This is a genomic window from Geobacillus sp. C56-T2 (assembly GCF_007829715.1).
Lineage (GTDB): Bacteria > Bacillota > Bacilli > Bacillales > Anoxybacillaceae > Geobacillus > Geobacillus icigianus.
The window spans coordinates 1,641,511-1,667,727 of record NZ_VJWB01000001.1 but is presented as its reverse complement, the minus strand read 5'-3'; the positions used below and the strand labels follow the sequence as shown (position 1 = coordinate 1,667,727).

The window sequence follows — 26,217 nt, the reverse complement described above, 5'->3', positions numbered from 1 at the left end:
CTAATAAGGGAGAGGAATCTGATGAATCGAATACGAAACAGTCGTTATATGCAGTTTATAGCGGCGTCTCTGTTCGCTCTGTCTGCTCTTTATCTAGCGGTGCGAAAACATGGTCATGCTTTAGAACATACGTCTGTTTTATTGTCGCTTACCATCGTTTTTCCGCTGTATTTAGCCGTTGTTTATCGAATGACGATCGGTCGGATCAAGCGTTCATGGAAAGCGTGCGTTAGCGTAGCCGCATTTGGGCTAATTATCGTGTATGTGATCATTCCCCCTCCGCTTCGTGAACAATACCATTTCATCAAATACGTTTTTTTCGTCATTGAAAGTTTGTTCATTGTGATCGAATTATGGATCGCTTGGTCTATCATCCGAAACCTCAGAGCCTTTATTCGCACCTTTCGTGTTGAGAAAACGAAACATTTCTATTTTTTAAGCACTTATACCCATGCCATTGAAGCGGTGTTCAGGCGCCCTGTCTTTTTGCTTCGGATCATGATCACAGAGATCGCTGTGTTGTATTACTTAACGTATCGCAAAAAAAGGCGTCATCTGCCGCTGCCGTATCCAACTTACAGCTATCATAAGAAAACGGAATATTTCGGTGTCTTTTTGATGCTCGTGCATGCGATGCTCATCGAAATCGTCGGCGTTCATTGGCTCGTCATGCAGTGGAGCGAAGTAGCCGCTTGGACAGTGACGTTTTTTGACGTGTATTTCCTGCTCGTTCTGATCGCCGACTATCGGGCGATTACGCTGTCTCCGATTATTCTGGCGCCTGACCGAATCCATATCCAATTAGGAATCCGCAGCTTTGTAGAGCTGGAGTACGCCAATATAGAAGAGATCACATGGGACGTGACCCAAAAACCAAAGCGAAAGAAAGAAGCCGATGCCTATTCGGTTGCGCTATTAGGCTTTTTTGACGAAGAGACGAAACTGGAAATCCGCTTGCGGCAGCCGGTGGAAGTAATCGGGCTGTTTGGGCGAAAAAAAACAGTGCGAAAACTATATGTGACAGTCGATGATGCGCACGGATTTTATGAGACGGTGTCAGAAAATTGGAAGCGGGTGCTTCAGGGGAAATAACAGAATCGGCCCAGCTGAATCGTGGCGGGCCGATGTTGTTACCTTTTATTCAATCAGTCCTTTTTTGACCATGTAGTGCTCCATAGCTTGATGGAGCCATTGTTCTTCTTCTTTTGTAAAAGGAGATGGCATCCAATTGCATGTTTCCGCCTCCCGAACCATCTCTTCCACTTGTTCTAGTCGCCCGAGCATTTGCATCGTATCAGGACCAACAAAGGTCAATGTGGCATTCATATACTGTTCCATCAATGCTTCTACCTCTGGATGATCCACAGGCGTACCCGCCAACTGCTTAGCCTTTTTTGTCAGACGAACCCATTCTCGATCCATCGCCATCATATCTGCTTCGGATTTGTGAAATAAGGAGTCGATCAGCGATTGCGGTAGATATTGTTCAAGCCACCGACGCTGCTCGTTCTCCGTTTGCAGACTATGGATAAGACTCATGATCACCTCGTTGTCCACTTCTTTTTCTTCCCGAAGCAAAAATAATATGCGATCCATCGCCTTGATTGCTTGTTCAATAGATTTTCTTTTTTCCTCGAACAACCGCCTTTGCATTTCCAAAGTTTCCCTCAAACTTAAATCCAATCGAGTCTGATTCAAAAGTTGATGGATTTGCTCTAAACTGTATCCTAAAAATTTTAGACTAACAATTTTTTGAAGTATCAACACATCGTCATCAGTATACATGCGTCGTCCGGAATGAGGATGCTTTTTCGGCGAAAGCAAGCCAATCTCATCATAATAACGGAGGGTTCGAATGGTCGTCCCTGTTTTTTGCGCAAACTCTCCAATCGAATAATAAATCACACTCATGCTCGTTTCATTCCTCCCTTGTAGCGACAAAGTGATCGTCTTTATCATACTTCGTGACGTTACGGAAGGATCAATACATTTTTTCACTTTGGAAAAGGCTTTAGAAGGCCGGTGAAAAACGGCTGCCACGAGCAAATCAGCGGCATCTCGCCAAAAAAGAAGGTTGGGTTCGCCGGACTGTTCTAACTGAGAAACAGATGGAACAGCACGATTTTGGACGAAACCACCGCCCCCTTTAGTGGATTCATTGCTCACGCAGATGGAGGTGATCATTTCTTTTATGAGGTAGCAAAAGAAAATGATGTAGAAATCAAAGCATTAGAAATCATGCCAGATCATGTTCATGTTGGGTCTTCACCATTTTCTGTGATTTCCACTCAATCCTAGAAACATGTTAGCTGGATGAAATAGGTTCATCAGTCAGGATCCTTCTTCCGCATACAGACCACGAAGTTGGTAGAATGGAAACAGTCAAGTGCTTTCCTTGACGGGTTCCATTCTACCAACGATCATACCGAGAGCGGAAGAAGGGAGCGTTTAGGCAGCCTGACTACCTGTAGTGTTCCCTGTACACTCCAGAAATACACGCAAACGAAACCGTTCCCGATTTCGATAGCCATATGCCCGGCGTTTGATGTTTTTGATCTTGTGATTCGTTCCCTCGATTCGGGCATTGGTATAGGGGCACAAAAAGTAGGAAAGAATCGGCTCCTTCCACCTTTCAAGCGTGTTGGCTACTTCCTGAAAAGAAGCAAAAGGGCTCTGTTTGGCTAACTGAATCCATTCTTCCAAGCGTTCCTTTGCTTCGTTATATCCATCGGTTCGGTAAAAATCCCGAAACAACTCTTTCAGATAATAGGCAATGGAAAGTACCGGATACTCCTCCAAGATATCGTCTAATCGATGCCGTTGGTCCTGACGAAGCTTTTCACAGCCTTTCAAGAGAAGATATCGAGCCTTTTTCAATGGAGAACATTCCTTTCTTGCTTGATCCAAGGCTTGTGTCACTTTTTGAACCACATGGTACTTATCGATGACAATCGAAGCAGATGGAAACAGGGCACGAACCGCCTTATGATAAGGTTCCCACATGTCAAGAATCACCGTTTGAACCCTTTCTTTCGACAGGACCTTTTGGCTCAACAAGTGGATAGCGGAGTCACATTGGCGATCGGCATGCATTCCCATGACGGATCCAGCTTTGGCATCCATCAATATGGTTTCATACTGATGTCCCTTTTTTACAGCGATTTCATCTAAGCTAAGCACCATCTCTTCTTGAGAAGATGTTTCTATCGCTGTCTGACGCTCTTTTGCTTTTTTCGATGCGATGGAGTAATAGATGCGTTCCAATGTCGTATATGGGATACGGTGCTTTCGGCTCACCTCTTGAATGGTGGAACCTTCACAAAGTTCATACAAGTACTCACAAAATCGGTTGGTGTAGTGCTGATTGGGTTGAACCGATTCCAAAGAGGCGGAAAACACTTGAGAGCAATTCCAGCACCGATAGCGCTTTATTTTCACGAACAAGTACACCGGTTGATGGAAAATCGCCAAATCCCGTACTTTTCTTGTCCGTCTGTCGTGGACAGAGGAAGTGGCAAACCCACAATGAGGGCAATGTTCCTGTGTCTCTGTTTTCTCTACATGAATCGCATAACCATAGGAATGAAGTTCTTGTTTAATCACTTTAAATTCTGGCAATCCTAGTGGTATAGAAAGCACTTACGAGACCTCCTTAATGTTGATTTCACCGCTAACATTATTGCCAGGATCTCGTCAGTGCTTTCTCTTTTTTGTCACTAAATCACAAAATTTGGTGATGAACCCATATGTTTATTTCTTTTGATCCACGACAACATATCCATAAAAAATTAATACAATCATTCAAAGGAAGAAGTAGTAGAATATTAAGAGAAAAATACCCATCATTAAAAAGCAGGCTTCCCTCTCTTTGGACGAGAAGTTATTTTTGTTGTACAGTCGGTCACATTTCAGAAGAGGTAGTAATGAAATATATTGAAAATCAGAAAAATGTATAAAGGAGGTTTTGATTTTTTTGGAACATATAACAATAGCCAAATTGAATGAATTAGACGAGATAGTAAGAATCGATGCGGAAGTTATTGGAGATGAAAGCAGAAGAACATACATAAAGAAAGCAATTGAAGAAGGGGGATGTTTAGTCGCTAAAGTTAACGGGTCAATTGTTGGTTTTTTGGTTTACAACACTCATTTTTTTGAATGTAGTTTTATCTCATTAGTTGTTGTAAAACCTTCAGAGAGAAGAAAAGGATATGCGAAATCACTAATCAAGTATTTTGAAAATATATCTCCAACGGAAAAGATTTTTTCTTCAACGAATCAATCTAATGAGAGAATGCACAGGGTATTCTTATCACTTGGATATAGTAAGAGTGGTTTTATTGATAATCTGGATGAAGGAGACCCTGAAATAATTTACTTTAAACAACTCAAAAAATAACTCTCTTACTTATCTCCCATGGAAGAACGAATGAACTTCCATCATCTGTGGCGCTGGTACCGTGTTCGCCACGTTCGGGCGTTGAAACGGTATTGGGCAGTGGTGCTGTTCGCCTGCGTATCCAGCATCGCGGAATCCCAACAAGACCTCTCTTCCGGATTGGAGCTTCTTCGGTCTCGGAAAGGACACAGCGTCGTTGAGTTCATCGATGACGCCGCAAAACAAGAGATTCCCATTGATGTGATCAAAAAACAGCTCCATGTTGCCTAAGGGGTACCCTGTTTGTCTCTATTTAGTAATATTTGAAAGGATTAGGTAAAGATGATCGTCGTGCAAAATGTCAACAAAATCTATCCGCCTCACCGCCACGTGTTGCGCGATCTCTCTCTCGAGCTGAATGACGGAGATCGGCTCATTCTTTTAGGGCCAAATGGGGCTGGGAAGACGACCTTAATAAAGTGCATCATCGGGCTTACTGCACCGGACAGCGGCCGTATTTATGTAAATGGGGTGGATGTTGTCCGCAATCCGAATGGGGCGCGCGAGTCGATTGCGGTCGTGTTTGAAGAAGCCGACAACTCCTATTCATATTTAAATGTTTTTGACAATCTCTTGTATTTTGGTTTGTTAAACAAGTGGAGCCGTTACGAAGCGAAGCGACGGGCCGAACAAATCATGGCCATGTTGAATCTGACCCCCTACGCGGATCGTCTGGCCCAAGCCCTTTCGCGAGGGATGAAACAAAAATTGGCGTTTGCGATCACCTTAATGAAAGGAGCGCCGTTTTTGTTCCTTGATGAGCCGACTCTTGGCCTTGATGTTGAGTCACAGCATCATATTCGAGCGCTGTTGACGGAAAAACACAACTGGTGGAACGCCGTCCTCATTACGACCCACGACATTCCGTTTGCCCACGCCGTCGGAAATCAATTTGTCTTTATCAAAGATGGAACCATCATTTGGCGGGGAACAAAGGAACATTTTTCAACTCCAGCTGACTTGGAAACTCATTTTTTAGCGGCGATTCGTTCCTATCAATTCTCCCAAGAGGTTGGTGATTGAATAATGGAGGCCGCTTTGCAGTATTGTTTTTCAGATACTGTCGATGCGCAAATTCATGAACATCCATTGGCAACCAAACAAAAATAGACAAACCTTATTAAATCAAGTCTTCTTTGATTCGGCAAATCCGCCATGTCGTCTAGGGAGGTGGGGTGATTGCTCCGGCAAATTTTTCGTGTTGTATCGGCGTCGTTTTTGAAAAAAAGAGCAGAGTATCGCCGATATTGGTTCGATTTTACTGTTGGGCTGATTATTAAATTTGTCTTTTTTTTCGGTACGCTGTACGCAAGCCCCATCCAGACGGGAAAAGAGGCGGCGGTCAAGCTAGCCGGTTTCAGCCTTTGGTACTTAAGCGCTCATTTGATCGCAAAGCTTGGCAACAGCGCAATCGAAGAAGCGTATCTCGGCACCGCAGAGCAAGTGCTTTCAACGAAGACTCCTCCATGGCAAATTTTGATCGGCGTGGTGGTCGCGGAAGTCGCGTTGTCGTTCGCGTGGGTGGCGCTTTTTTTCCTTTGTGCCGCCTTGATCATTGGATTTTCCGAAATTGTTTCGGGAGCATTGTCCATCGTAACGGAAATCGTCGTATTTGGTGGAGTGAGTCTCATCGGCATGACGGGGATCGGCGTGTTCATTTTAGGACTGTCACTCCGCTTAAAGCAAGTCGGGGCCGTTACTGAAGTGCTTCTTTACTATTTATTAATCTTCTCAGGGTTTTTTCTATCTTCGAATCGATTACCAGCCGCCTTTCATATTCTCAACGCCCTTTCTCCTCTTTCTTGGGCTGTACAAGGAATGAGCGCAGGATGGCGCGCGTTCTTTCCCGCGTTCGGCGTCTCGCTATTGTGGCTCGCCATCGGCTCATTCGTCTTAAGACAACAATGGAACTGGGCGAGGAAGAACGGAAAAATAGGAAGCTACGTATAACGAAAAGACAGGTTGAAGCGGCCCCCACAGCTGATCGGTTCTTATATGTAATTCAATATTTCACGCGGCGCAAAATCATCGATGCTCTGCAATTCTTCCTTGCTCCACCATTTTACCTGTTGCCATGCATCCTTTTCGTCTTTCGTCATATTTTCGAACGATAATCTCGTATCGGATGGAATCATGATTTTGTAATAAATCTCTCGACTAACAAAAGGACCTTGTTTCCCATCGATCCATACATCGAGTTGAAATAGGGGTTCGCCGACAAGGTCGACAACAATGCCTAGTTCTTCGTATAACTCTCTTTTTAACGCTTCCGCCGGGGTCTCATTTTCTTCAATCCCTCCCCCTGGAGTCACCCATAACACCTTGTTTCCTACCACATCGCGAAATTCAAATCGCTGAAGAAGAATTTCATTCCGTTCATTGATGATCACGGCTCTAGAACATTGGCGTATCTTCATAAAAGGCTGCCCCCCTATATCGATGATCGTTTTGATCCACTTATTCGTATTATTTTATCATCTTTCCTCTATCCCTTCCCCCTTCGGTTTTTCCGGTGGGGAGAGCGGCGCTGCCGATCGAGCGGTTTTGTATGCCGCAAAAACAAGGCAGAGGGAATCTTCTCCCTCTGCCTTGTTGTTTCATTATCGAGCGGCGACCGATTCTCTTGCTTTTTTCACCAGATCGAAGCGGTCGGCGTTCATGATTTTCACCCACGCGTTGATGAAATCGCGGACGAATTTTTCTTGGTTGTCGTCTTGGGCGTAAAATTCGGCGTAAGAGCGGAGGATGGAGTTCGATCCGAAAATGAGATCGACCCGGGTCGCTGTCCACCGCACTTGGCCGGTTTTCCGGTCGCGGATTTCGTAAATGCCGCCGTCGGTCGGCACCCATTCATAGTCCATATCCAACAGGTTGACGAAGAAGTCGTTGGTCAGCACCCCGATGCGGTCGGTAAACACGCCGTGGGGCAAATCGCGATAGTTCGCGCCCAACACGCGCAAGCCGCCAATTAAGACCGTCATTTCTGGACCCGTCAGCCCAAGGAGCTGCGCTTTGTCGATGAGCAGTTCTTCCGGCGGGACGCTGTATTCTTGTTTTTGATAGTTGCGGAAGCCGTCCGCAAACGGTTCTAATACGGCAAAGCTTTCGACGTCCGTTTGTTCTTGCGTCGCATCGCCGCGGCCAGGGAAAAATGGCACTTTGACATCAAAACCAGCGTCGCGGGCCGCTTTTTCGACCGCAGCGCTGCCGCCAAGGACGATCAAGTCGGCGATGCTTACTTTTTTCGGCAGTTCGCGTTGGATGTCCTCGTAGACGGACAGCACTTTGGCGAGCCGCTCCGGTTCGTTCACTTCCCAGTCTTTTTGCGGCGCGAGACGGATGCGGGCGCCGTTGGCTCCGCCGCGTTTGTCGGAATGGCGGAACGTGCTGGCTGAGGCCCAAGCTGTTTTGACCAACTCGCTGACGGTCAGCCCGGAGTTCAAAATTTTCGCTTTGATTTCTTCGATTTCCGCTTCCGTCAGTTCGTAATCGACTTCTGGAATCGGGTCTTGCCAAATGAAGTCTTCTTCCGGAACTTCCGGACCGAGATATCTCGTTTTCGGCCCCATATCTCTATGGGTGAGCTTGAACCACGCCCGGGCGAACGCCTCGGCGAATTCTTCCGGGTTTTGGTGGAACCGGCGGGCGATTTTTTCGTATTCCGGGTCAAACCGCAGCGCCAAATCGGTCGTCATCATCATCGTCGGCACTTTTTTCGACGGGTTCTCGGCATCCGGAGCCAAGTCGTTTTCATTCGGATCGACCGCCATCCATTGCCATGCCCCGGCTGGGCTTTTCGTCAGCCACCAGTCATAGCCAAACAGCATGTCAAAGTACGACGTATCCCACTGGGTTGGCGTCGGCGTCCAGGCGCCCTCAATGCCGCTTGTGATCGTATCGCTCCCTTTCCCTTTTCCGTAAGAGCTGATCCATCCCAGCCCTTGCGCTTCAATCGGGGCGGCTTCCGGCTCAGGACCGACGTGCGTGGCCGGGCCGGCGCCGTGCGCTTTTCCGAACGTATGACCGCCGGCGATCAAGGCGACCGTTTCTTCATCGTTCATCCCCATGCGGCGGAACGTCTCGCGGATATCGCGCGCCGCTGCTTTCGGATCCGGCTTGCCGTCCGGCCCTTCTGGGTTGACGTAGATTAACCCCATTTGCACCGCGGCGAGCGGGTTTTCGAGCTCGCGATCACCGGAATAGCGTTCAGAGGCGAGCCACTCTTTTTCCGATCCCCAATACACGTCTTCTTCCGGATGCCAGACGTCAACGCGGCCGCCGCCAAACCCGATCGTTTTTCCACCCATCGATTCAATGGCGACATTGCCTGCCAAAATGAACAAATCAGCCCAAGAGATTTTGTTTCCGTATTTCTTTTTGATCGGCCATAACAGTCGGCGCGCTTTATCCAAGTTGGCGTTGTCCGGCCAGCTGTTTAACGGCGCAAAGCGCTGCGTGCCTGTCGACGCGCCGCCGCGGCCGTCGCCGATGCGATACGTCCCTGCCGAATGCCAAGCCATGCGGATCATTAACGGCCCGTAATGGCCATAGTCGGCCGGCCACCAGTCTTGGCTTTCGGTCATCAGTTTCCGCAAATCTTCTTTTAACGCCCAGTAGTCCAGTTTTGCAAATTCTTGCGCGTAATCAAAATCTTCATCATGAGGGTTCGTCTTCCGGTCGTGCTGGTGAAGAATGCTTACATTCAGCTGATTCGGCCACCAGTCTTTGTTCGTTGTCCGATTGGAAGATTGATTGGTGATGCTCCCGTGATATGGGCATTTCGAAGCTTGTTGTGGGTGTTGATGTTCCATCTTCTCTTCCCCTTCCTGTTCAAATTGTCTTCCTCACGGTTGTTTTGGCAACCGATATTGATAATTACTAGTACATTAAAATTATAATAAATTAATAGTTAATAGTAAAGTAGAAAAAGTATTTTTTAGTATAAATCTTTCTATATTTGACCACACCATCCCATTCCATGAAGATGGGCCATTCTCAATAAAGGAAATTGATTCATCACCAAAATGTGTACTTGACAGACGGTGAACTTCTCTGAACAGGTGTAGGCAAAACATGATTGATTTCCTGTTCTTTCGTGGATGCATAAGTAAGATGTGTGATGAAAAAATCAAGTACAACTCTTGGTGAAGAGCCAGGGAATTTAATTCTTTACAAATTTTCCCTAATCAAAGATAATACAAGAACGAGAACATATATTCGATATTCTAGTTTATGTTGATGCTGGATGAATGAAAGAAGCTCAAGATGAAGCCGCATGAGATGAGAGCGTTTCACAGGAAGGAGTATAAACTGCCATGGCAACAACTAGTCCATCCATGGTTTCGCTTTTGCGGAACCGGTTTATTCAAACCATTATGACCGTTTCATGATCTCCACATGAGACCCATCAATGTCTCATGCCAATCGTTGGGCCCATGTCTCTTTCTCTAAAAAACTCTTTTGATCGCCTATTCCCCCATTGTGTGTTATATTCGCCATCTTCCCTCCTTATTCCTTTCACGGACCAGTCAATATTTTTATTGCAACATATAACAACTCACATTTCGCACCCTAACAAGGTCAAAACAAAGGATTTTTTATTTAGTTTTTCAGAATAACTTTTTGACCAACACAACGAGCGATGGCTATCCTTTTTTTACCATCGCTGGTCGTTCCGTATGACGTTACACGTAAATGCTCTCATCCAGCCCCAACCCCTGCAGAATCCTTCGTTGTTCAGGGGTGAGGGAGCGATCCAGTGAGCGTTGGATGCGCCCATCCGGCAGCTCCAGGAGGACGACGTTCACATATTGAAACAGCTGAAAAATCGCCTGTCCCGTCGGCCGGGTCAGCTTGCGGCCTCCAGGACCCTTCAACGGGTGTTCTGGAGTAATAAACTGACGCACTCGGCGCTGAAAAACGCGGTAAATCGCCAAGGCCAACAGAAACAAATAGCCTAATACTGCGACCCGTTCTGGTTTTTTGACGTAAATCTCATCCGTGAAAAACGGATCTTTCAAAAAAGCGAAGTTCATTTCCACCGAGATCTGCCCTTTATATAGCTTCAAGATCTCTTGGGCATCCATTTGTTGGCCCTTCCATTCCTCCGGAACGGTCGTGACGAGGACAAACCGGGACGCTTTCCGTCTTGCCTGTTCCCACGCGTTTTGGTCGAATTCGACGTCAAGGCGCAAGAGATACCGCGTCTCCATCTCGGGTTCCACCCCTTTTTTCGGCCGTCCGCGCCGTTTTTTCGGGCGTACGATCTCTTCGACCGCGGCCTTGACCTGATGAAACCGTGGGCGAAGGGACATCTTGAGGGACGCCAAGGCTTGTTCAGCGTCTTCCCGGCACGAGAAAGGGTGGCGCTCCCAATGGGCTTGTTCCTCGCGAAGAAGCTCCGCTTCTTTGGTTCGTTCTTTTTCGAGCGTCTTTCCTTTTCGCTGGTCGAGCGCACTCGATTCGACGACGATCAGCCGAACGGGGTGGCCTTCATAGGTGGAGGATGTTTCCCATACCCGGTACGTGGCGCCGTTTCTCTCCGCCAGCGTAAAGGGTTCGCTCCACGGGATGTGAGGCGAATCGGCCTCCGCTAATGCCCGTTTCACGATCCGAAGCGACGAAGGGCCTCGGGTGATCAAAAAGGCGTTGGCCGCTTTGGTTTGCGCCAGAGTGTCTTTTGTCATCGCGGCGGAATCGGCCACGTAAATCCATTCGTCTTCCATCTTGGCTTGTTTGAGCTGTTCGTGGACACGGGACAGCACCTCCGGATTCCACGTTTTGTCAGGCAGGTTGCCGTCGTGCACATCGCCGTAAAACGGGATGCCGTCCTCGTTGCCGACCAGTCCGAAACCGATCTGTTTTTGCCAACGATGATGGCGGTTATAGCCATGTGTGATTTGTAAGGCCTCTAACGAGGCCGATTCATACGCGCCGTAAACGGTCTTGTCCGTCGTATCGGCGTGAAAGGCTCGGAGGGAAAGGCCTTCTTTGCGATAAATGTGAATCAAGCAAGTGCTGATCACCTTGTGAATATCGGCCTCATACAAGCGGTCGAGATGACGAGCCAAGGCATCGTCGTTCAACCAGGAAGGATGGAGACCGGGACGGATGAGTTTCTCTAGATCGATCTCCTGAGCCCATCGTTCCACGTGAACGAGGGCTTGCCGGCCGTCAAACATATTGTAGATGATGGCCTGAACGGCATCGCTGACTCGAGTCTGGCACTGTGGATCAACGGGAACGAGATGGTCAATCAATTGGGGCAGGCCCAGTTTCTTGAATAGGGCACTTATTATATTCAAATAATCATTACGATAGACCTTTTTGACTTGAACGTTCATGAGAGAAAAACTCCTTCACTTTCCTTGTGTGTCAAGGATTCATTCGACATCGGAACGAAAAAATCCTCCCGATTTTCGTCGAGAGGGTGCGAAATGTGAGTAACAAAGTGCGTATGGCTCGCGGTCTGGATGATGATCGTCACGATCCTTGTCACTTCACATAAAAGCTCGCTCCGTCCATCCACTCTATTTCGTCATAGCGCTTGAGGTCGCGCACAAGCTGAAACAACGCCTCATCTTTTTGTTTCGCTTCGATCATGCAGTCAAGCTGCCGGACGGTGCCTTTGATTTCCCGCAAAAAGCGGATGAACATCTCAGCATCGACAAAATCGTGATGGGCGCGGAACTGTCTGTCGCTTTTTGGGCTTGAGAGATGCATTTTCATCGGCAACGGCGAGTAGCGCCATGTCGCCACGATCCGTTCCCAGTCTGGCCGCCAGTCTTCTTCGTCGTGATTAGCGAGATGGTGGTGCAAATCAAAAACGAGCGGCACGCCGAGTTTTTCGCATGCATAGAGAGCATCGCGCAGCGTAAACACCGTATCATCATTTTCAAACATGATCATCCGCTGTAACGAGATGGGGATGTACGCCCAATTATGGATCAGCTGCTCCAACGCCTTTTCTTTGTCGCCATACCCACCGCCAAGATGGAGCACGCAGCGGTGTTCTGCGTCAATCCCCATTCCGCGCAACAGTTCTCGATGCAGATGCAGCGTGCGCAATGAAGCGCGGAACACATTGGCATCAGGGGAATTGAGCACAACAAAATGCTCGGGGTGGAAATCAAGCCGCATCGGATACTCACGCAAAAACAGCGCGATCGATCGCAACGCTTCACGGATCGGAGCGAGATAATCCCACCCGTCTAGCTCTGGATGATTGGCAAGCGGAATAAGCCGCGAGCTGAGACGGAAAAAACGGATGTCATGCGCCTTGTTATGTTTGAGCAAGCGAAGGCAGTTTTCGACATTGGAGATGGCGATCCGCTCAAGCTTGCGAATCGCCGCCTCGCGATCGCGAATGGCGCGAAACTGCGCCACGGTCATCGTTTGAGAGGGAGAGCAATGAGGGACATGCACGCTCATAGCGGCATAGCCGAGCCGGACAACGGTCATCATCTTCACCTCGATAGTTAGCCAACGATCCATTTCCGCCTTTTTTGGCAGACAACGTTATTATGCAGCCGAAACCGATCCGTTATGCAGCTACCCATTCCTCTTTACCTCCTCTTCATAATGAAACAAATCGAGCTGCTTCACCGCCCCTGCCCGGTCAAACACATGAAGCGCAGCGACGCCAAGAAGCCGCACCGGATGGCCGTCCCAATGCTTTTTCAGCAATCGCGCCGCTACAGAAAAGAGATCTTCCGCCGTTTGAAGCGGCTCTGCCTCCATTTGGCTGCGAGTCAGTCGACGTGAAGAAAGGCTTTCATCACGTTTCGTTGCTCCTTTCCCCTTGCAGCCAGCGATAAATCGAAGCGGCATCTTCTTCATCCACATCCACGACACGGGAGTAGGTGCCGATCGGCATGACGGAAGCCGAGATCGTCGCCAACTGTTTTTTTCGTTGCCACCATGTCGTTTCGATTTCCAACGATTGGACGTGGCGCTTGAACAAATGCACGGTCGTTCGCCGAAACCAGCCGCTGCGGAGAGACAGCTGCTTCGAAGAAAGCGCCCAGCCGGCGGCTCGGTAGCGCCGCGCCCCGATCCATGCGGCGAGCGGCAGCACAAGCAAAAGTCCCGCTCCCCACGGACGCTCCATATACGCGGCCATTCCAACTGGAATCGTCAACCAATAAAGCGGGCGAAGCATGTACCGGCTTTTTGCCCGCCGAGGAAGCGGACAAAACGGCACATCGAGGCGATACTCGGGCAAACAAGCCTGAACAATGGGGACGATGCGATGCTTTTTGACCAGCGGACAAAGAACGGCTTCCCCCGATGGTCCGCCATCAAGCGCCCCGCCGGCATGAATGATGGACACAGAGGCGTATCCGAAAAAACGTCGCAGCCAACTCTCATGAATGACGACACCTTGGACGCGGTCAACAGGGACGGACACTGCTTTTCGTTCCAACCATCCGCGAGCAATCACAATGGTATCTTCTTGTTTCCGCACGACAAACGAGGCGTACCGGATCATATTTTGCACGATGGCTACCCCATAGGCGGCCAAGAGAATCGACAAGATCAATAGAGCAATATACCATCGTCCATGTCCGTTCCATGTCGACTGAATATCACGGACAAGCGCCTCATACGGAATAAAATCGCTAAATTGTGACAAAAACGCACATAAAGCGGCGACCACGCCGAGCGCCCCTCCGCTTGTCAATGAAGCGATCCAAATTTCTTTCATCGTTAGCGTAAACAACGGGGACAGCGAACGATGGGTGGCTGCTTCCGGCTCATTGACGTGTCCATTCCTGTTTTTCGCTCGTTCCACGCATTGTTGCAGAGCGCGAGCTTCTTTTCGGGCGATGGCGCGAAGAATGACTTCCGCTTCTCCCGGAACATTCCCCGGCGTTTCTACGTGTACTTGAACCACCCCAGCGATGCGCTGCCAGATTCCTTCCGTTATAGAAATTCCATGAATGCGCTCCAACGGAATGGAACGTTTTTTACGGACAAACACGCCTTCTTCAACGACCAAGCAACGGTCATCCCACTCATATGTAAAACGAACCCAAGAAAGAACGCCCATGACGAGCGTGTAGATGAGGGCAGCCAACGGCACAAGAATATCGTTCCATGAAAACCCATGGCGACTGCCGGCTGCCACGATGACAAGAAGAGGGGCGATCATATTTTTCAATTCTTTTCCCACCCCGGCCATAATGGCAATCGGATGGAGGCGGCGTTTTGTTTTACGCGTCATTGTCATCCGCCACCTTCGCCCACTCGGCGATCAAACGGCAAAGCTGTTCGGCTTCGTCCGCCGGCAGCGCGGGAATCTCATGAGCAGCCGCGGCCGTAAACACAGCGATGGAAGCCAATCCATACCGCTTCAGGAGCGGGCCTTGCCGCACATCGACATACTGAACGCGGGTCATCGGAATGAGCGTTCGCTTCGTCGACCAGACCCCGCGCTCGATGTCGATTTCTTCTTCGCGAATGGCGTAACGCCACCGGCGCTGGCGAAGCACAGGCACCCATCCCACCCATAGGACCACTTCGATCAACCAGATGCCGGCTAACATTCCCAAACACCATTTCGGGGCATGAAAGCGCGCCAGTATCCACGCCATTCCAACAATGACGGCGCCGGAAACCAATGCCCCCAACGCTCCGGTCCAACGCCACACGGTGATGGCTTTTTCTGAAATCGGTTTACCGCTGTTGTCCAACATACTATGAATCTCCTTCTGATTAGGATCAAATCTGTTTCCAGTATAACAAAACATTTCCACATTGACGATGGATTTTTTCGTGCATCATTGACAGAAAAACAAAACTATTATATTCTAAAACTATCTTTTTTGCTTAACTGCATAAAAGCATAAAAGCATAAAAGCGTGTCATCGAACGAACTTTGAGCCAGAAAGGTTGTGTCTGTATGAACCATTCCCGCCCTTCATTGCAAAAAGGGCTGCTGCCCCGCCATGTGCAGCTAATGGCGCTCGGCGGCATGATCGGCACCGGCATTTTCAAAGGGAGCTCTGATACGATTCACATGGCCGGACCGAGCGTTATTCTTACGTACTTGCTCGGTGGCGCGCTGTTGTTTCTCATTATGGCCGCCTTAGCGGAGATGGCCATCGCCTATCCGGGCGAAAACGTTCAACATTTGATCCGCCGGGCGTTCGGCTTTCGCTGGTCGTTTCTCGTCGGGTGGCTGTATTGGGCGAACTGGACGTTGGTCACGGTCGTCGAGCTGCTGGCGGCAGGAAGTTTTTTGCGCTATTGGATGCCGACGGTGCCGCTTTGGCTGCTCGCTCTTAGCTGCGCGCTGTTTATCATCGCGCTGAACTTGTTTCCGGTTCGCTACTATGGAGAAGCAGAATTTTGGCTCGCCGGGTTGAAGGTGGCAGCGCTAGCTGTGTTCATCTTGCTTGGGGCCGGCATGTGGTTCGGAGTGATCGAAGGAGCGGACGGAAACCCATGGAGCCGTTATGCGACGTACGACGCCTGGTTTCCGCATGGGGTCGGCGGCATGATCAGCGCCTTGCTTGTCGTCATGTTTTCATACGGCGGAGCCGAGCTGATCGGCGTGGCAGTGACAGAGATGAAAGACGCCGACCGGGTGCTGCCGCGGGTGATCCAAACGACGATATGGCGGGTCATCGGCTTTTATGTGCTGCCGATCGCCATCATTTGCGGCATCATGCCATGGAACGCCGTATCGGCGGAAAACAGCCCGTTCGTCCAAGTGCTCGAGGCCACCGGCATTCCGGGCGCCGCCCATGTGATGAACGCTGTTTTGCTTGTGGCCGTCTTATCGGCGGCCAATACGGGGGTGTACGCCACGTCTCGCTTGCTCTTTTCGATGGCCGAACAAGGAGAAGCGAGCCGCCGCTTGTTGCGGACGACGCGACACGGGGTTCCGCTTTACGGGATGGGAATGGTCGCCGTCTGCATCGCTCTAGGGGTCGTTGGCGCGTACTTGGCGCCGGGGCGAATCATCGGCGAGTTGATGACGATTCCTGGGTTTACGGTGCTGATCGTCTGGATGATGATCAGCGCGGCCCAACTGAAACTGCGGCCGCATTACGACACGAATCCGTTTTTTTGCGTCAAAGCATTTCCGTACACGACAATCATTGCCGTCGTATCGCTCGGCGCGATTTGGGTGAGCTTTTTATTTCAGCGCGATCATCGAATCGGATCGGTTCTTTGCCTTGTGATCTTGGCGGTTCTGGCGATATATGGGGCAAGCAAAGAAAAGCAAAGCCGGCGGTCGGCACAAAACGGCAACGAACAATCGGCCTGAATACGAGTGCGGAAAAACAGGCGCTTGTGCCGTTATGGCCGGCGCCTGTTCTCTTGTCGTTCCCCGCTGGTCTCCCGCCATTTCTCCCACGCCTGCCAACCAACGACCGCCATGCCAAACGCCAAAATCAGCGCCTGCTCATCCACTCGCCGCTCGGTCCATAAACGATACAAACTGACCGCGGACCCGTATACGAACCAACCGAGGCAAAACAACCATGCCCCCAGCCAAAACCATTTCATCGTTTTCCTCCCCCTATTCATATTCTCCTCCTCCGAAAGAGGAGGATTTTCTCGCTCACACTTTCTGTCATCGAACAGACGCTTGATGTCATTCTACCTTGATGCCCATAAAAAAACAACAGGGATGCCCCTAAGGCCCTCCCTGCCGTGCAATGGACAATGTTGGTGCACCGAATCATGGAAAAGGGGCGTCTCGCCGCTTCGGAGCCCCTTGTTTGTGCGGATGACGCCAAGGTCGATTCCTTATTTTTCCGGCGACAGTTCATCTTCGGTCACCCATTTATGGTTGGTCACTTGTTCCCCGGTCTTTGTATCGATGTAATCGACCATATACACCGTCGTTTGTTGGGCGGAGTCGATGACGGCTTTCGCGCCTTTCATCCCCTCCATATGGTCGGCATTCAAGACGACTTCATCCCCCGGCTGGAACGGCTTGTCACCGGCGTTTTCGATTTCTTCGTGAATCACCCATTTATGATTCTTGACCGGAGGACCACCTGTTGTTGGCGTGTACGTCACGGTATAGACAGTCGTGTCAAACGCCCCGGAAACGGTCGCTTCCGCCCCGTTCATCCCTGGCATATGGTCGGCGTGAATGATGACTTTGCTTCCAACCGGATAGGCTGGCTGTTTCGCTTCCTTCAATCCAGCCGGCACCTCTCCTGAACCCGAGTGGTTCATTCCCTCATGACCGGTGTGAGAAGCCGTATTTTCTTTTGGCGTTTGGTTGTCGTCTGCACCGGTGCAGGCGGATAACAAGAGCGCTGCCATAACCGAAGTTGTGCCTAGCAACATTTTTAATTTTTTCATCGTTTTCACCCTCCTTGCCTTGTTAGCATACCCGACATTTGTGCAGATTTTATGGAGATGGTCTTGATTGGGCAAAAAGCGGCGGCCGTGCACGGCAACCTATGATGGAAAGGCGGGTTTGTCGGATCTGTGGAGCTGCAGGCTGCGGTATAAGAGAACCGATCAGCGCAGAACGCGAGGAAAGCAGCAGATGGTTGCAGCGGATTTCCCGTGCGTTTCATATACAAAGTCTATTCTCTCCTTAAACGGGGGAGGAGCGGAGCCCTCTGTTTCCGCTCCTTTGTTTCATCCACGCATCTTTTTTCTCATTTTCCGCCAGATAAACCAAAACAGGGCTATAGATAAAATAGTAAGAATGAATTTTCCTTGCCACGTGACGTGGATCACCTGATTGACAGCATACGCTTCCGTCCATAAAGCCGGGAGTTTGCCGAGCGAGCTAGCGATCGCAAAGACAGGGAAAGACGTGCGGCCGATGGCGGCGACAAACGTTACCACCCCTGATGGCACAAACGGCAACAGCCGAAGCGCGAAAATGAGCCCAAACGCCTCCTTGCCGCTCGCATAAAGCAACGGTTTCACCTTGGGATGGGAAAGCCATGTCGTCTCACGCAGCCGGCGAAATCCTTTTCGGTACAAGAGGAACGAGACGACCGCCCCGAGCGCCTCGCCGGCAAACGAGATCCAAAAACCGGGCCAAAACCCGAAAACGACTAAATTGGCCGCAGTCAAAAAGGCGCTTGGGACGACCCCGAGCACACTGATCGCCACATTACAGGCTAAACTCAAGAAGTACGCCGCTCCGCCGTATGCTTGAAGGAACTCAATCATCCGCTCTTCCATTTGGCCCAAACGCCTCTCTTTTCGAAAATGGTTATGACTTGTATCCTTTCCATTTGTAGCCAACGCCCCACACCGTCTGCAAATGTTCATCCACCGGAAACCCGGCCCGGCGCAGTTTTTCGCGGATGTTTTTCACGTGGGAGTCAACGGTTCTTTCTTCTGTGTCAGCGAGATAGCCCCATAGTGATGCAATGATTTGCCCGCGGCTGAACACTTGATTCGGGTGTGTTAACAACAGCCCTAAAATGGCGAACTCTTTCGGCGTCAGCGCAATCGGCATTTCCCCGTAGCGGACCGTATGTTCTTGTTCATCCCAGACAAGCCCAGCTGCACGGATGACTGAACGGCTGCCGGCCGCACGGCGGAGCACCGCTTCAATGCGTGCAAGCAACTCCGCTTCATGAAATGGTTTCGTCACATAATCGTCCGCTCCGATTTTCAATCCTTGGACAATATCGGCCGTCTCGTCACGGGCGGTGACCATCATGATCGGAACATCGGAAAATGAGCGGATGCGGCAGCACGTTTCCCATCCGTCGAGTTCTGGCATCATCACATCGAGCAGCACCAAATCGGCGTGATGACGCCGCAAATAGTCAATGGCTTCCGCGCCCGAACGCCGCTTCACGCAGCGGTAGCCGTTCGGCGCTAAATACAATTCCAATAAATCAAGCATCCGCTCTTCATCATCGACCAACAACAACGTATACATCGTCATCCCTCCGGCAGCGTCATGAGGATGGTCGTTCCTTTTCCTTGTTCACTTCGAGCGGCGATCGTTCCCCCGTGCGCCTCGACGATTTCTTTGGCAATGGCCAAACCGAGTCCGGTCCCGCCGCTTGTCCGCGATCGCGATTTATCAACCCGATAAAACCGCTCGAAAATCCGGGGCACGTCTTCCGGCGGGATGCCGACCCCTTGATCAGAAACGGCCACGACGATCTCGCGTTTTTGCGGATGGACGGCAATCTCCACCGTTGTGCCAGGAAACGCGTATTTCCGCGCGTTGTCGAGCACATTGATCATCACTTGCTCAAACCGCTCCTGGTCGATCGCCGCTGTGACCGAACTAGGGCACTGACACACAAGCGACAGCGATTTTTCCTGAAACGCCGGGCGCAGCTTTTCGCATAGTTTGGCAAAAAACGAACAAAGATTGGTCGGCTGCGTTTCGATCTGGAACGAGTGTCGCTCGAGTTTAGCTAGTTCAAACAAATCTTTCACCATTTTTTCGATCTTTTCCGCTTCTTCGTAAATGATCGCTACATAGTTCGCCCGTTCCTTCTCAGACAGATGCGGCCGTCTGGCAATGTCCGCGTATCCTTTCACATACGTCAGCGGCGTGCGCAATTCATGAGAGATGCTCGCTAAAAATTCGCTCCGCTCTTGTTTCAAATACGCTAAATCGTTCGCCAGCGTTTGAATGGCTTTGCCTAACCGCGCTAGCTCATCGTCTCCTTTCACTTCGACGCGCACGGAAAAATCGCCTCGGCTGAGCGCTTCGGTCGCCCGCTTCATGCGAAGAAGCGGCATCGTAATGGCGCGGGAGAAAAAGGCGATCGTCATCATCGTAATCGCCACGGACAGCACACCGACGACAACAAAATGATGTTTCAATTTGTACACCATCGTTCGGATCGAACGGGTGTCTTGAAACATATACACATATCCTCTTGTTTCGCCCCCGATTTGGATCGGGCTAACGGTGGCGATATGAGACGCCCGCTTCCAATCGGTTTCGACCATCATGCCTTCACGGGGAATGGAGCGCCCGTAAGTCAACGGAATCAGTTGCCTCGCAAACGGGACGATGCCGCTAGAAGCCGATACAATGTGGCGCCTAGCATCGGTAATGACGACATCGGTTTCAGCTTCGGACTCCATCATGACGACATGCTCAACCGTTGTGTGATCGTAATTTTTTTCCAGCACATTGCGATGGCTGTTTCCCCGCGCCAGAAGCTGCGCGAATTCTTCCTCGATGCGCGCGTGAACAAGCGTCGCATAGAGAGAAACGAACAGCACCAGTTCCACCGCCAAAACAAAGGCAAAAAACAGCATGCCAAGTTTCCAAGAAAGCTTTCGCACGTGATTCTCTCCTTATCGATCAAAACGGCATGGTCGTTTCACATTTTCTATTTTACCTTGAAAATGTGCAGAAAGTATGGACAAGCTTGCCACCCCCATCGTTTCATTAGGAACCAAGCCTAGCGGATGCGTCTTTTTCTTTCTTCCATTATACTAGTAAACAGACCGCACTCAGTGGGAGACGACAGAAAGGAGTTTTTTTATGAAATCGCTCGTGTTAGCGGAAAAGCCGAGCGTCGCCCGCGACATTGCCCGCGTGCTCGGCTGCAAAGAAACGCATAAATCGTATATGGAAGGACCGCGCTACATCGTCACGTGGGCGCTTGGGCATTTGGTCGAACTCAAAATGCCGGAAGACTATGACCGGAAATACGAAACGTGGCGGCTCGAGGACTTGCCGATCATTCCGAAACAAATGGGCTTGAAAGTAATCCGGCAAACGAGCCACCAGTTTCGCGCCATTGAACATTTGGCCAAACGCCGCGACGTGAAAGACTGCATTATTGCGACCGACGCCGGCCGCGAAGGAGAGCTGGTCGCGCGCTGGATTTTGCAAATGATCGGCTGGACGAAGCCGATTTGGCGTTTATGGATTTCGTCGCAAACCGATCAAGCCATCCGCGACGGGTTTCGCCAGTTAAAGCCCGGGGCGCAGTTTGACCGGCTGTATGAATCAGCCGTCTGCCGCGCCGAAGCCGACTGGCTGATCGGGTTGAACGTGACGCGCGCCCTAACGACGAAATACAACGACCCGCTCTCGGCCGGGCGCGTGCAAACGCCGACGCTGGCGATGATCATCGAACGCGAGCGGGAGATTCAATCGTTTGTGCCCGTTCCGTATTGGACGATTCATGCCCGCATCGGTTCGGTTACGGCGACATGGGAACGGCACGGCGGGAAGCGGTTGTTTGACCAAGACGAGGCCAATGGGCTGATGGCTCGTCTCAACGGCCAGCCGGCGCGCGTCACATCGGTCAAGCGGAAGCGGAAAAGCGAACCGGCTCCGCTGCCATATGACTTAACTGAGCTGCAGCGGGAGGCGAACAAGCGGTTTGGCTTTTCGGCGAAAAAGACGCTCTCGGTGTTGCAGCGGCTGTATGAACAGCACAAGCTCGTCACGTATCCGCGCACCGATTCTCGTTATTTGCCAAGCGACATGGCATCGACGATGACGGAGCGGCTGTCGGCGATGAAATCGGGGTATGAGGACATCATCGCTCCGCTTCTTGCCAAGGGCAAGGTCAAAGCGGCCCATCGGGTGTTTCAAGATGACAAAGTGACGGACCACCATGCCATCATTCCGACCGATGAACGGCTTGACCTCGGGAAGCTGTCGGCCGATGAGCGCAAGCTGTATGACATGATCGCCCGCCGCTTTTTGGCGCTCTTTTACCCGCCGTATGAATATGAAACGACAACCGCCACTTTCGAAATCGCCGGCGAGACGTTTGTCGCCCGAGAAACGGCGGTCGTGAACGCAGGGTTTCAAGCCGTTCTTGGCAAGGAAGAAACAGACGTGAAACCGACACCATTCCATCTATCGGAAGGCCAAACGCTCGCACCGGTGCAGCTTGAGATGGAACGATCGTTCACCGAACCGCCGTCCCGTTACTCGGAGGCCGACTTGCTCGCGCAAATGGAGAAATACGGGCTCGGCACGCCGGCGACAAGAGCGGACATCATTGAGCGGCTCGTCGAAACGGAAGTCGTCGAGCGGAAAGACGGCCGCTTTTATCCGACGAAAAAAGGAAAACAACTGATCGAGCTCGTCAATGAGGAGCTGAAATCGCCGGAGTTGACCGCCCGCTGGGAGCGGGAACTCGAGGCCATCGCCCGCGGAAAAGGGAATCCGAAACAGTTTTTGGCCCACATTCGCCGGCAGACGGAGCAGCTTGTCGCCGAAATTAAGCAGAGCGAGCGCGTATACAAAGCGCCGAACCTCACCCAGCTCAATTGCCCGGAATGCGGCGCGCTCTTAAAAGAGCGGAAAACGAAAGACGGGCGGATGCTCGTTTGCTCGAACTTATCATGCCGCTACCGGCGGAGGCGCGACCCGAAGCTCTCGAACCGCCGCTGCCCACAATGCCATCGGCGCATGGAAATGCACGAAGGGAAAGCCGGGCTCTATTTCCAATGCCGCCCGTGCAACGTCGTGGAAAAAGCGGAAGAAACGAAACGCACCACCGCGAAAGGAACGGAACGGGCACTGCTCAAAAAATACAGCGCAACGAACGAATCGTTTGGCACCAATCTCGGAGAATTGCTCAAGCAGGCGCTTGAAAACAAAGAATAAGCGCGAAAAACCATTTGCCTCCCTGCCGAAAGACGTGGTGGAAAAACAAAACATCAGCGCCGAACGAACCGCCAGCCGCACCAACGCTGGCGGTTCTTATTTGAAAACGAATGGCGCGGAGCGTCGCTGCTGCGGTTCGATGGATTTGTCTACTGAAGCGGATTGACCTCCCCCTCTCACAGCGCGGGCGGATGAATGAGCGATCGGCAACCGAAACTTTCTTTTTGCGGTTCCGTATATATAAGTAAAACCTACTTGTAAAGGAGCGATCATGATGTTAAAGAAGTTGCTCAAAGCGTTGTTGGGCCAGCATCATCACTCGTCGCACTATAAAAAGCATTATAGCAGCAGCGATTACCACCATTACGGCCCGAAATATCATTCGCACCAGCACCCGTCCCAGTACGGCCATCACCATTACAAAAAGAAGCATCATAGCGGCAGTTTCTTCTCGAGCTTCTTCGGCAGCTGATGAAGCGATTCATGGAGCGCCACCCGCTCGTCGCCCGCTGGTTTGACCGGCCGCATCGAAGCGGTGAGATCGTTCATCGCCGCTATGAAGTAATCGAAGAGCTCGGGATGGGCAGCTACGGCATCGCCTACAAAGGGCGCGATCATGACACTGGACGCCTTGTCGTCATCAAACAGGCGCGGCGGACAAAAGGGGAAGACGGCCGCCGCCTGCTTCAGCGCGAAGCCGAGGTGCTCGCGCGCTTGCGCCACCCGCAAATTCCGATGCTGCATGACCGATTTGTGGAACGCGGACAGCCCTACCTCGTGATGGAGTATATCGACGGGGAGACGGTGGAAGATCACATTTTTCACAGCGGGGTCACGTACACGGAACGAGCCGCGTTTCGACTGTTGCTTGATGTGCTTGACGTTGTACGATTTATTCACGCTTTGGGCATCGTCCATCGCGATTTGCGCATTCCGAACATCATTTGGCGGCAAGGAACCGTCTTTGTCATTGACTTTGGCTTGGCATGCCATATCGGTGAATCAGTGGAATGGCGCGATGACGATCCGCTTGAAAAGCGGCTGCGGCGCGAACCGCTTCCGCGAAGCGATTTTTATGCGCTCGGGCATTTCACCTTATTCTTGTTATATTCGGCTTACGAACCGACGAGCGAGGAGGAAAAAAGCTGGGAGGAAGAGTTGGATCTGTCTCCGAAAGCTCGGGCAATCTTGCGGAAAATGCTGCAGCTGGATGCGCCGTATGATCACATCGACGAGCTGATGATGGATGTCAACCGGCTATTGGCCGGGCGCGACCAAGCGCAAACGAGCGCGCGTTGACACTCGACACGGCGGAAAAAGCTAAGCCCCTCCCGCCTTTTCAAGCGCGACGGAGGGGCTGATTCGTTACCTATTGGCCAAAGAGCATGTCGCGCGAAATCCGCGGCGAACATGATTCGTGAACGAATGTGTTCGATAGGTTAAACATCTCGATGTAAAAAAACAGGTTTTTTAACAGCTTTTATACGAATGCTCGCTTCAAACGAAGGAGTTGACATCATTATCCGCTTGGTCCCGCTTTTCGTCCGGATGAACTCAACGGTGGATTGACTATTTGCCTTGAAACACCGGTTTTCGTTTCTCCTGAAAGGCCGCCACCCCTTCGTGATGGTCATCTGTCTCGACCATCACTCCTTGGATGAGCCGCTCCATTTCGAGAATATCTTCAAGCGTCGCGTTTAAGGCGTGCTCGATCAGCCGCTTTTGCTTGCCGATCGCTTTCGTTGGCCCGGAAGCCAATTTGACAGCGAGCGCTTCCGCCGCTTCGCGCAACGTTTCGGCCGGAACGACATCGCTGATGACGCCAAGTTCATACAGACGGCGGGCTGGAATCGGCTCAGCCGTGAAGAAAAATTGCTTGGCTAAATGAGGGCCGACAAGCCGCGGCAGCCAATAGGAGCCGCCGCCGTCGGAGACAAGGCCAACGTTCGCAAAACTCAAAATGAACTGGCTGTCTTCCGCAGCCAAGATAAGATCGCAAGCGAGCGCCAAATTGAATCCCGCTCCAGCAGCAACCCCGTGCACGGCGGCGATGATCGGCTTTTCGCATGATTTCATCGTCACAATCAAGCGGTTGAGGCGGCCGATATGCTCATACGCCTTTGAGGCGCTTGACTGCCCCATCGTTTTGACGTCGCCGCCGGCGCTGAAGGCCCGGCCGGCGCCGGATAGAACGATCGCCCGAACCGCGTCATCCGCGGCGGCGTGTTCGATTTCACGAGTCAACCCAGCGATCATCTCCGGGCTGAATGCATTGAGCCGCTCCGGACGATTCAACGTCAGCCATACGACAGCACCGGATCGTTCCACAAGCAAATGCGAAGTTTCCATCGTTTTTTCTCTCCCTTTCCCGTTTGGATTTTTCCAGCACAATAGCGTCATTTGATGAGCCAACCGCCATCGACCAACACATCAGAGCCGGTCATGTATGACGCTTCCGAAGAGGCAAGAAAGGCAATGACGTTGGCGATCTCTTCCGGCGCTCCCACCCGGCCTAAGGCGGTATTGCGTTCAATGGCTTTGACAAACCGCTCGTTTTGCAGTCCACGTTCAGTAAGCGGCGTCTCGACAAAGCCAGGCGAAACGGAATTGACGCGAATGCCGAAGGGGGCCAACTCCAAGGCGAGCGACTTCGTCAAGTTGATCACGCCAGCTTTGGCGGCGCTGTAATGCGGAATTTCCGCCCCCGCCTGATGGCCGGACAAGGAGGCTACGTTGACGATGGCCCGGTTGGCGCGCTCCCGCTTCGCTCCTTCGATCATCAGCGGAGCGAGCGTTTGCGAGACAAGAAAGACGCTTTTCAAATTGACGCGCTGCACATCATCCCACTCTTGTTCGGTGAGCTCAAGCCATTTCGTATGGGTCGAAATGCCGGCATTGTTGACGAGCACATGCAAGTCGCCGTACCGATTTTGGATGTATGCGGCCAAGGCGCGCACTTGTTCACAGTCCGTGACATCGGCCGCAAACCGATCGGCCACACCTGGCCCCCCAAGACGCGCGATGTCTTGCACCGTCTCTTCCAGTTTGGCGGCCGTGCGTCCGACAAGCACGACAGTCGCTCCTTCCTGAGCGAGGCGGATGGCCGTCGCCCGGCCAATGCCGCTTCCCCCTCCGGTAACCACAGCAACGGTATTTGCAAAACGCATCGTTTCCTCTCCCCTCTCGTTTGTGCGCCTTTGTTTTCATCCGTTGCCCCGTATGAACC

Annotated in this window: 25 protein-coding genes and 2 pseudogenes; 11 read left to right on the top strand and 16 right to left on the bottom strand. The window is 51.3% G+C overall.

Translation table 11 applies throughout. From position 1 onward, the window contains the following. The first annotated feature begins 21 nt into the window (after positions 1 to 21). The gene (locus tag GC56T2_RS08400; RefSeq protein ID WP_144974451.1) at positions 22 to 1,092 is read left to right on the top strand and encodes a hypothetical protein; all 1,071 of its coding nucleotides are present in this window, start codon (positions 22 to 24) and stop codon (positions 1,090 to 1,092) included. A gap of 45 nt (positions 1,093 to 1,137) precedes the next feature. Here the strand turns inward: GC56T2_RS08400 and GC56T2_RS08395 are convergent, their stop codons facing one another. Next, entirely contained in the window at positions 1,138 to 1,911 is a 774-nt protein-coding gene (locus tag GC56T2_RS08395) for a MerR family transcriptional regulator (RefSeq protein ID WP_144977161.1), read from the bottom strand. Between the two features lie 537 nt (positions 1,912 to 2,448). Next, positions 2,449 to 3,639 (bottom strand): ISL3 family transposase, encoded by a 1,191-nt coding sequence (locus tag GC56T2_RS08385; protein WP_144974449.1) that lies wholly within the window; start codon positions 3,637 to 3,639, stop codon positions 2,449 to 2,451. Positions 3,640 to 3,743: 104 nt separating this feature from the next. Between GC56T2_RS08385 and tnpA the strand changes: the two are divergent. The 5 genes and pseudogenes from tnpA to GC56T2_RS08360 all read left to right on the top strand — a co-directional run. Beyond that, positions 3,744 to 3,956: pseudogene (gene tnpA / locus GC56T2_RS08380) on the top strand (IS200/IS605 family transposase); the annotation flags it as partial. A 17-nt stretch (positions 3,957 to 3,973) separates the two neighbouring features. Next, positions 3,974 to 4,399 carry a GNAT family N-acetyltransferase gene (locus GC56T2_RS08375; protein ID WP_144974447.1) on the top strand — a complete coding sequence of 142 codons (426 nt, stop codon included), beginning with the start codon at positions 3,974 to 3,976 and terminating at the stop codon, positions 4,397 to 4,399. Positions 4,400 to 4,456: 57 nt separating this feature from the next. Continuing rightward, positions 4,457 to 4,669 (top strand): annotated as a pseudogene (locus GC56T2_RS08370) (IS701 family transposase); the annotation flags it as partial. Between the two features lie 51 nt (positions 4,670 to 4,720). Beyond that, positions 4,721 to 5,461 (top strand): ABC transporter ATP-binding protein, encoded by a 741-nt coding sequence (locus tag GC56T2_RS08365; protein ID WP_144974445.1) that lies wholly within the window; start codon positions 4,721 to 4,723, stop codon positions 5,459 to 5,461. Between the two features lie 156 nt (positions 5,462 to 5,617). Then, on the top strand, positions 5,618 to 6,388 hold the full coding sequence (locus GC56T2_RS08360) for an ABC transporter permease (protein WP_061912073.1): 771 nt from the start codon (positions 5,618 to 5,620) through the stop codon (positions 6,386 to 6,388). Between the two features lie 41 nt (positions 6,389 to 6,429). Here the strand turns inward: GC56T2_RS08360 and GC56T2_RS08355 are convergent, their stop codons facing one another. The 7 genes from GC56T2_RS08355 to GC56T2_RS08320 form a co-directional block, all read right to left on the bottom strand. Further along, a complete protein-coding gene (locus tag GC56T2_RS08355) occupies positions 6,430 to 6,855 on the bottom strand; it encodes an NUDIX hydrolase (protein ID WP_033021851.1) in 426 nt (141 codons plus the stop codon). Between the two features lie 183 nt (positions 6,856 to 7,038). Further along, a complete protein-coding gene (katG, locus tag GC56T2_RS08350) occupies positions 7,039 to 9,249 on the bottom strand; it encodes a catalase/peroxidase HPI (RefSeq protein WP_144974443.1) in 2,211 nt (736 codons plus the stop codon). A gap of 873 nt (positions 9,250 to 10,122) precedes the next feature. Continuing rightward, positions 10,123 to 11,781 carry an IS1634 family transposase gene (locus tag GC56T2_RS08340; protein WP_144972777.1) on the bottom strand — a complete coding sequence of 553 codons (1,659 nt, stop codon included), beginning with the start codon at positions 11,779 to 11,781 and terminating at the stop codon, positions 10,123 to 10,125. Between the two features lie 151 nt (positions 11,782 to 11,932). Continuing rightward, entirely contained in the window at positions 11,933 to 12,898 is a 966-nt protein-coding gene (gene uvsE / locus GC56T2_RS08335) for a UV DNA damage repair endonuclease UvsE (protein ID WP_144977155.1), read from the bottom strand. 90 nt (positions 12,899 to 12,988) lie between these two features. Beyond that, positions 12,989 to 13,267: a DinB/UmuC family translesion DNA polymerase gene (locus GC56T2_RS08330; protein ID WP_255516056.1), complete on the bottom strand. Its 279-nt coding sequence runs from the start codon at positions 13,265 to 13,267 to the stop codon at positions 12,989 to 12,991. Further along, entirely contained in the window at positions 13,215 to 14,663 is a 1,449-nt protein-coding gene (locus GC56T2_RS08325) for a PH domain-containing protein (RefSeq protein ID WP_144974439.1), read from the bottom strand. The genes GC56T2_RS08330 and GC56T2_RS08325 overlap by 53 nt, the downstream gene beginning before the upstream one ends. Continuing rightward, complete coding sequence (locus tag GC56T2_RS08320) at positions 14,653 to 15,135, bottom strand: PH domain-containing protein (protein ID WP_144974437.1); 483 nt, start codon at positions 15,133 to 15,135, stop codon at positions 14,653 to 14,655. The genes GC56T2_RS08325 and GC56T2_RS08320 overlap by 11 nt, the downstream gene beginning before the upstream one ends. Positions 15,136 to 15,341: 206 nt before the next feature. On the opposite strand from GC56T2_RS08320, the gene GC56T2_RS08315 reads away from it, so the two are divergent. Continuing rightward, positions 15,342 to 16,715 (top strand): amino acid permease, encoded by a 1,374-nt coding sequence (locus tag GC56T2_RS08315; protein WP_144974435.1) that lies wholly within the window; start codon positions 15,342 to 15,344, stop codon positions 16,713 to 16,715. Between the two features lie 32 nt (positions 16,716 to 16,747). On the opposite strand, the gene GC56T2_RS08310 is transcribed toward GC56T2_RS08315, so the two are convergent. From GC56T2_RS08310 to GC56T2_RS08290, 5 genes are all read right to left on the bottom strand, one after another. Further along, entirely contained in the window at positions 16,748 to 16,957 is a 210-nt protein-coding gene (locus tag GC56T2_RS08310) for a hypothetical protein (RefSeq protein ID WP_144974433.1), read from the bottom strand. A 243-nt stretch (positions 16,958 to 17,200) separates the two neighbouring features. Next, positions 17,201 to 17,767 carry a YdhK family protein gene (locus tag GC56T2_RS08305; protein ID WP_144974431.1) on the bottom strand — a complete coding sequence of 189 codons (567 nt, stop codon included), beginning with the start codon at positions 17,765 to 17,767 and terminating at the stop codon, positions 17,201 to 17,203. 285 nt (positions 17,768 to 18,052) lie between these two features. After that, on the bottom strand, positions 18,053 to 18,610 hold the full coding sequence (locus tag GC56T2_RS08300) for a TVP38/TMEM64 family protein (protein WP_144974429.1): 558 nt from the start codon (positions 18,608 to 18,610) through the stop codon (positions 18,053 to 18,055). 31 nt (positions 18,611 to 18,641) lie between these two features. After that, entirely contained in the window at positions 18,642 to 19,322 is a 681-nt protein-coding gene (locus GC56T2_RS08295) for a response regulator transcription factor (RefSeq protein WP_144974427.1), read from the bottom strand. A 2-nt stretch (positions 19,323 to 19,324) separates the two neighbouring features. Then, the gene (locus GC56T2_RS08290) at positions 19,325 to 20,698 is read right to left on the bottom strand and encodes a sensor histidine kinase (protein ID WP_144974424.1); all 1,374 of its coding nucleotides are present in this window, start codon (positions 20,696 to 20,698) and stop codon (positions 19,325 to 19,327) included. 202 nt (positions 20,699 to 20,900) lie between these two features. Here GC56T2_RS08290 and GC56T2_RS08285 point away from each other — a divergent pair, with 202 nt between their 5' ends. From GC56T2_RS08285 to GC56T2_RS08275, 4 genes are all read left to right on the top strand, one after another. After that, a complete protein-coding gene (locus tag GC56T2_RS08285) occupies positions 20,901 to 22,991 on the top strand; it encodes a DNA topoisomerase III (RefSeq protein WP_144974422.1) in 2,091 nt (696 codons plus the stop codon). Further along, positions 22,975 to 23,157: a hypothetical protein gene (locus tag GC56T2_RS17785; RefSeq protein ID WP_186440026.1), complete on the top strand. Its 183-nt coding sequence runs from the start codon at positions 22,975 to 22,977 to the stop codon at positions 23,155 to 23,157. Before GC56T2_RS08285 ends, GC56T2_RS17785 begins: the two co-directional genes overlap by 17 nt. Positions 23,158 to 23,265: 108 nt before the next feature. After that, complete coding sequence (locus GC56T2_RS08280; protein WP_144974420.1) at positions 23,266 to 23,463, top strand: hypothetical protein; 198 nt, start codon at positions 23,266 to 23,268, stop codon at positions 23,461 to 23,463. Continuing rightward, positions 23,463 to 24,290, top strand: a complete 828-nt coding sequence (locus tag GC56T2_RS08275; RefSeq protein WP_144974418.1) for a serine/threonine protein kinase — start codon at positions 23,463 to 23,465, stop codon at positions 24,288 to 24,290. The genes GC56T2_RS08280 and GC56T2_RS08275 overlap by 1 nt, the downstream gene beginning before the upstream one ends. Positions 24,291 to 24,560: 270 nt before the next feature. Here the strand turns inward: GC56T2_RS08275 and GC56T2_RS08270 are convergent, their stop codons facing one another. Further along, positions 24,561 to 25,340: an enoyl-CoA hydratase/isomerase family protein gene (locus tag GC56T2_RS08270; protein ID WP_144974415.1), complete on the bottom strand. Its 780-nt coding sequence runs from the start codon at positions 25,338 to 25,340 to the stop codon at positions 24,561 to 24,563. Positions 25,341 to 25,387: 47 nt separating this feature from the next. Further along, positions 25,388 to 26,158, bottom strand: coding sequence for an SDR family NAD(P)-dependent oxidoreductase (locus GC56T2_RS08265; RefSeq protein WP_144974413.1), 771 nt, complete (start codon positions 26,156 to 26,158; stop codon positions 25,388 to 25,390). Positions 26,159 to 26,217: the final 59 nt, after the last annotated feature.

Excerpts from the sequence above, each read along its gene's own strand:
- GC56T2_RS08400 (WP_144974451.1), top strand. The coding sequence starts at position 22 with ATGAATCGAATACGAAACAGTCGTTATATGCAGTTTATAGCGGCGTCT.
- GC56T2_RS08395 (WP_144977161.1), bottom strand. The coding sequence starts at position 1,911 with ATGAGTGTGATTTATTATTCGATTGGAGAGTTTGCGCAAAAAACAGGG.
- GC56T2_RS08365 (WP_144974445.1), top strand. The coding sequence starts at position 4,721 with ATGATCGTCGTGCAAAATGTCAACAAAATCTATCCGCCTCACCGCCAC.
- GC56T2_RS08355 (WP_033021851.1), bottom strand. The coding sequence starts at position 6,855 with ATGAAGATACGCCAATGTTCTAGAGCCGTGATCATCAATGAACGGAAT.
- katG (WP_144974443.1), bottom strand. The coding sequence starts at position 9,249 with ATGGAACATCAACACCCACAACAAGCTTCGAAATGCCCATATCACGGG.
- GC56T2_RS08340 (WP_144972777.1), bottom strand. The coding sequence starts at position 11,781 with ATGAACGTTCAAGTCAAAAAGGTCTATCGTAATGATTATTTGAATATA.
- uvsE (WP_144977155.1), bottom strand. The coding sequence starts at position 12,898 with ATGACCGTTGTCCGGCTCGGCTATGCCGCTATGAGCGTGCATGTCCCT.
- GC56T2_RS08330 (WP_255516056.1), bottom strand. The coding sequence starts at position 13,267 with ATGCCGCTTCGATTTATCGCTGGCTGCAAGGGGAAAGGAGCAACGAAA.
- GC56T2_RS08325 (WP_144974439.1), bottom strand. The coding sequence starts at position 14,663 with ATGACGCGTAAAACAAAACGCCGCCTCCATCCGATTGCCATTATGGCC.
- GC56T2_RS08320 (WP_144974437.1), bottom strand. The coding sequence starts at position 15,135 with ATGTTGGACAACAGCGGTAAACCGATTTCAGAAAAAGCCATCACCGTG.
- GC56T2_RS08315 (WP_144974435.1), top strand. The coding sequence starts at position 15,342 with ATGAACCATTCCCGCCCTTCATTGCAAAAAGGGCTGCTGCCCCGCCAT.
- GC56T2_RS08310 (WP_144974433.1), bottom strand. The coding sequence starts at position 16,957 with ATGAAATGGTTTTGGCTGGGGGCATGGTTGTTTTGCCTCGGTTGGTTC.
- GC56T2_RS08305 (WP_144974431.1), bottom strand. The coding sequence starts at position 17,767 with ATGAAAAAATTAAAAATGTTGCTAGGCACAACTTCGGTTATGGCAGCG.
- GC56T2_RS08300 (WP_144974429.1), bottom strand. The coding sequence starts at position 18,610 with ATGGAAGAGCGGATGATTGAGTTCCTTCAAGCATACGGCGGAGCGGCG.
- GC56T2_RS08295 (WP_144974427.1), bottom strand. The coding sequence starts at position 19,322 with ATGTATACGTTGTTGTTGGTCGATGATGAAGAGCGGATGCTTGATTTA.
- GC56T2_RS08285 (WP_144974422.1), top strand. The coding sequence starts at position 20,901 with ATGAAATCGCTCGTGTTAGCGGAAAAGCCGAGCGTCGCCCGCGACATT.
- GC56T2_RS08280 (WP_144974420.1), top strand. The coding sequence starts at position 23,266 with ATGTTAAAGAAGTTGCTCAAAGCGTTGTTGGGCCAGCATCATCACTCG.
- GC56T2_RS08275 (WP_144974418.1), top strand. The coding sequence starts at position 23,463 with ATGAAGCGATTCATGGAGCGCCACCCGCTCGTCGCCCGCTGGTTTGAC.
- GC56T2_RS08270 (WP_144974415.1), bottom strand. The coding sequence starts at position 25,340 with ATGGAAACTTCGCATTTGCTTGTGGAACGATCCGGTGCTGTCGTATGG.
- GC56T2_RS08265 (WP_144974413.1), bottom strand. The coding sequence starts at position 26,158 with ATGCGTTTTGCAAATACCGTTGCTGTGGTTACCGGAGGGGGAAGCGGC.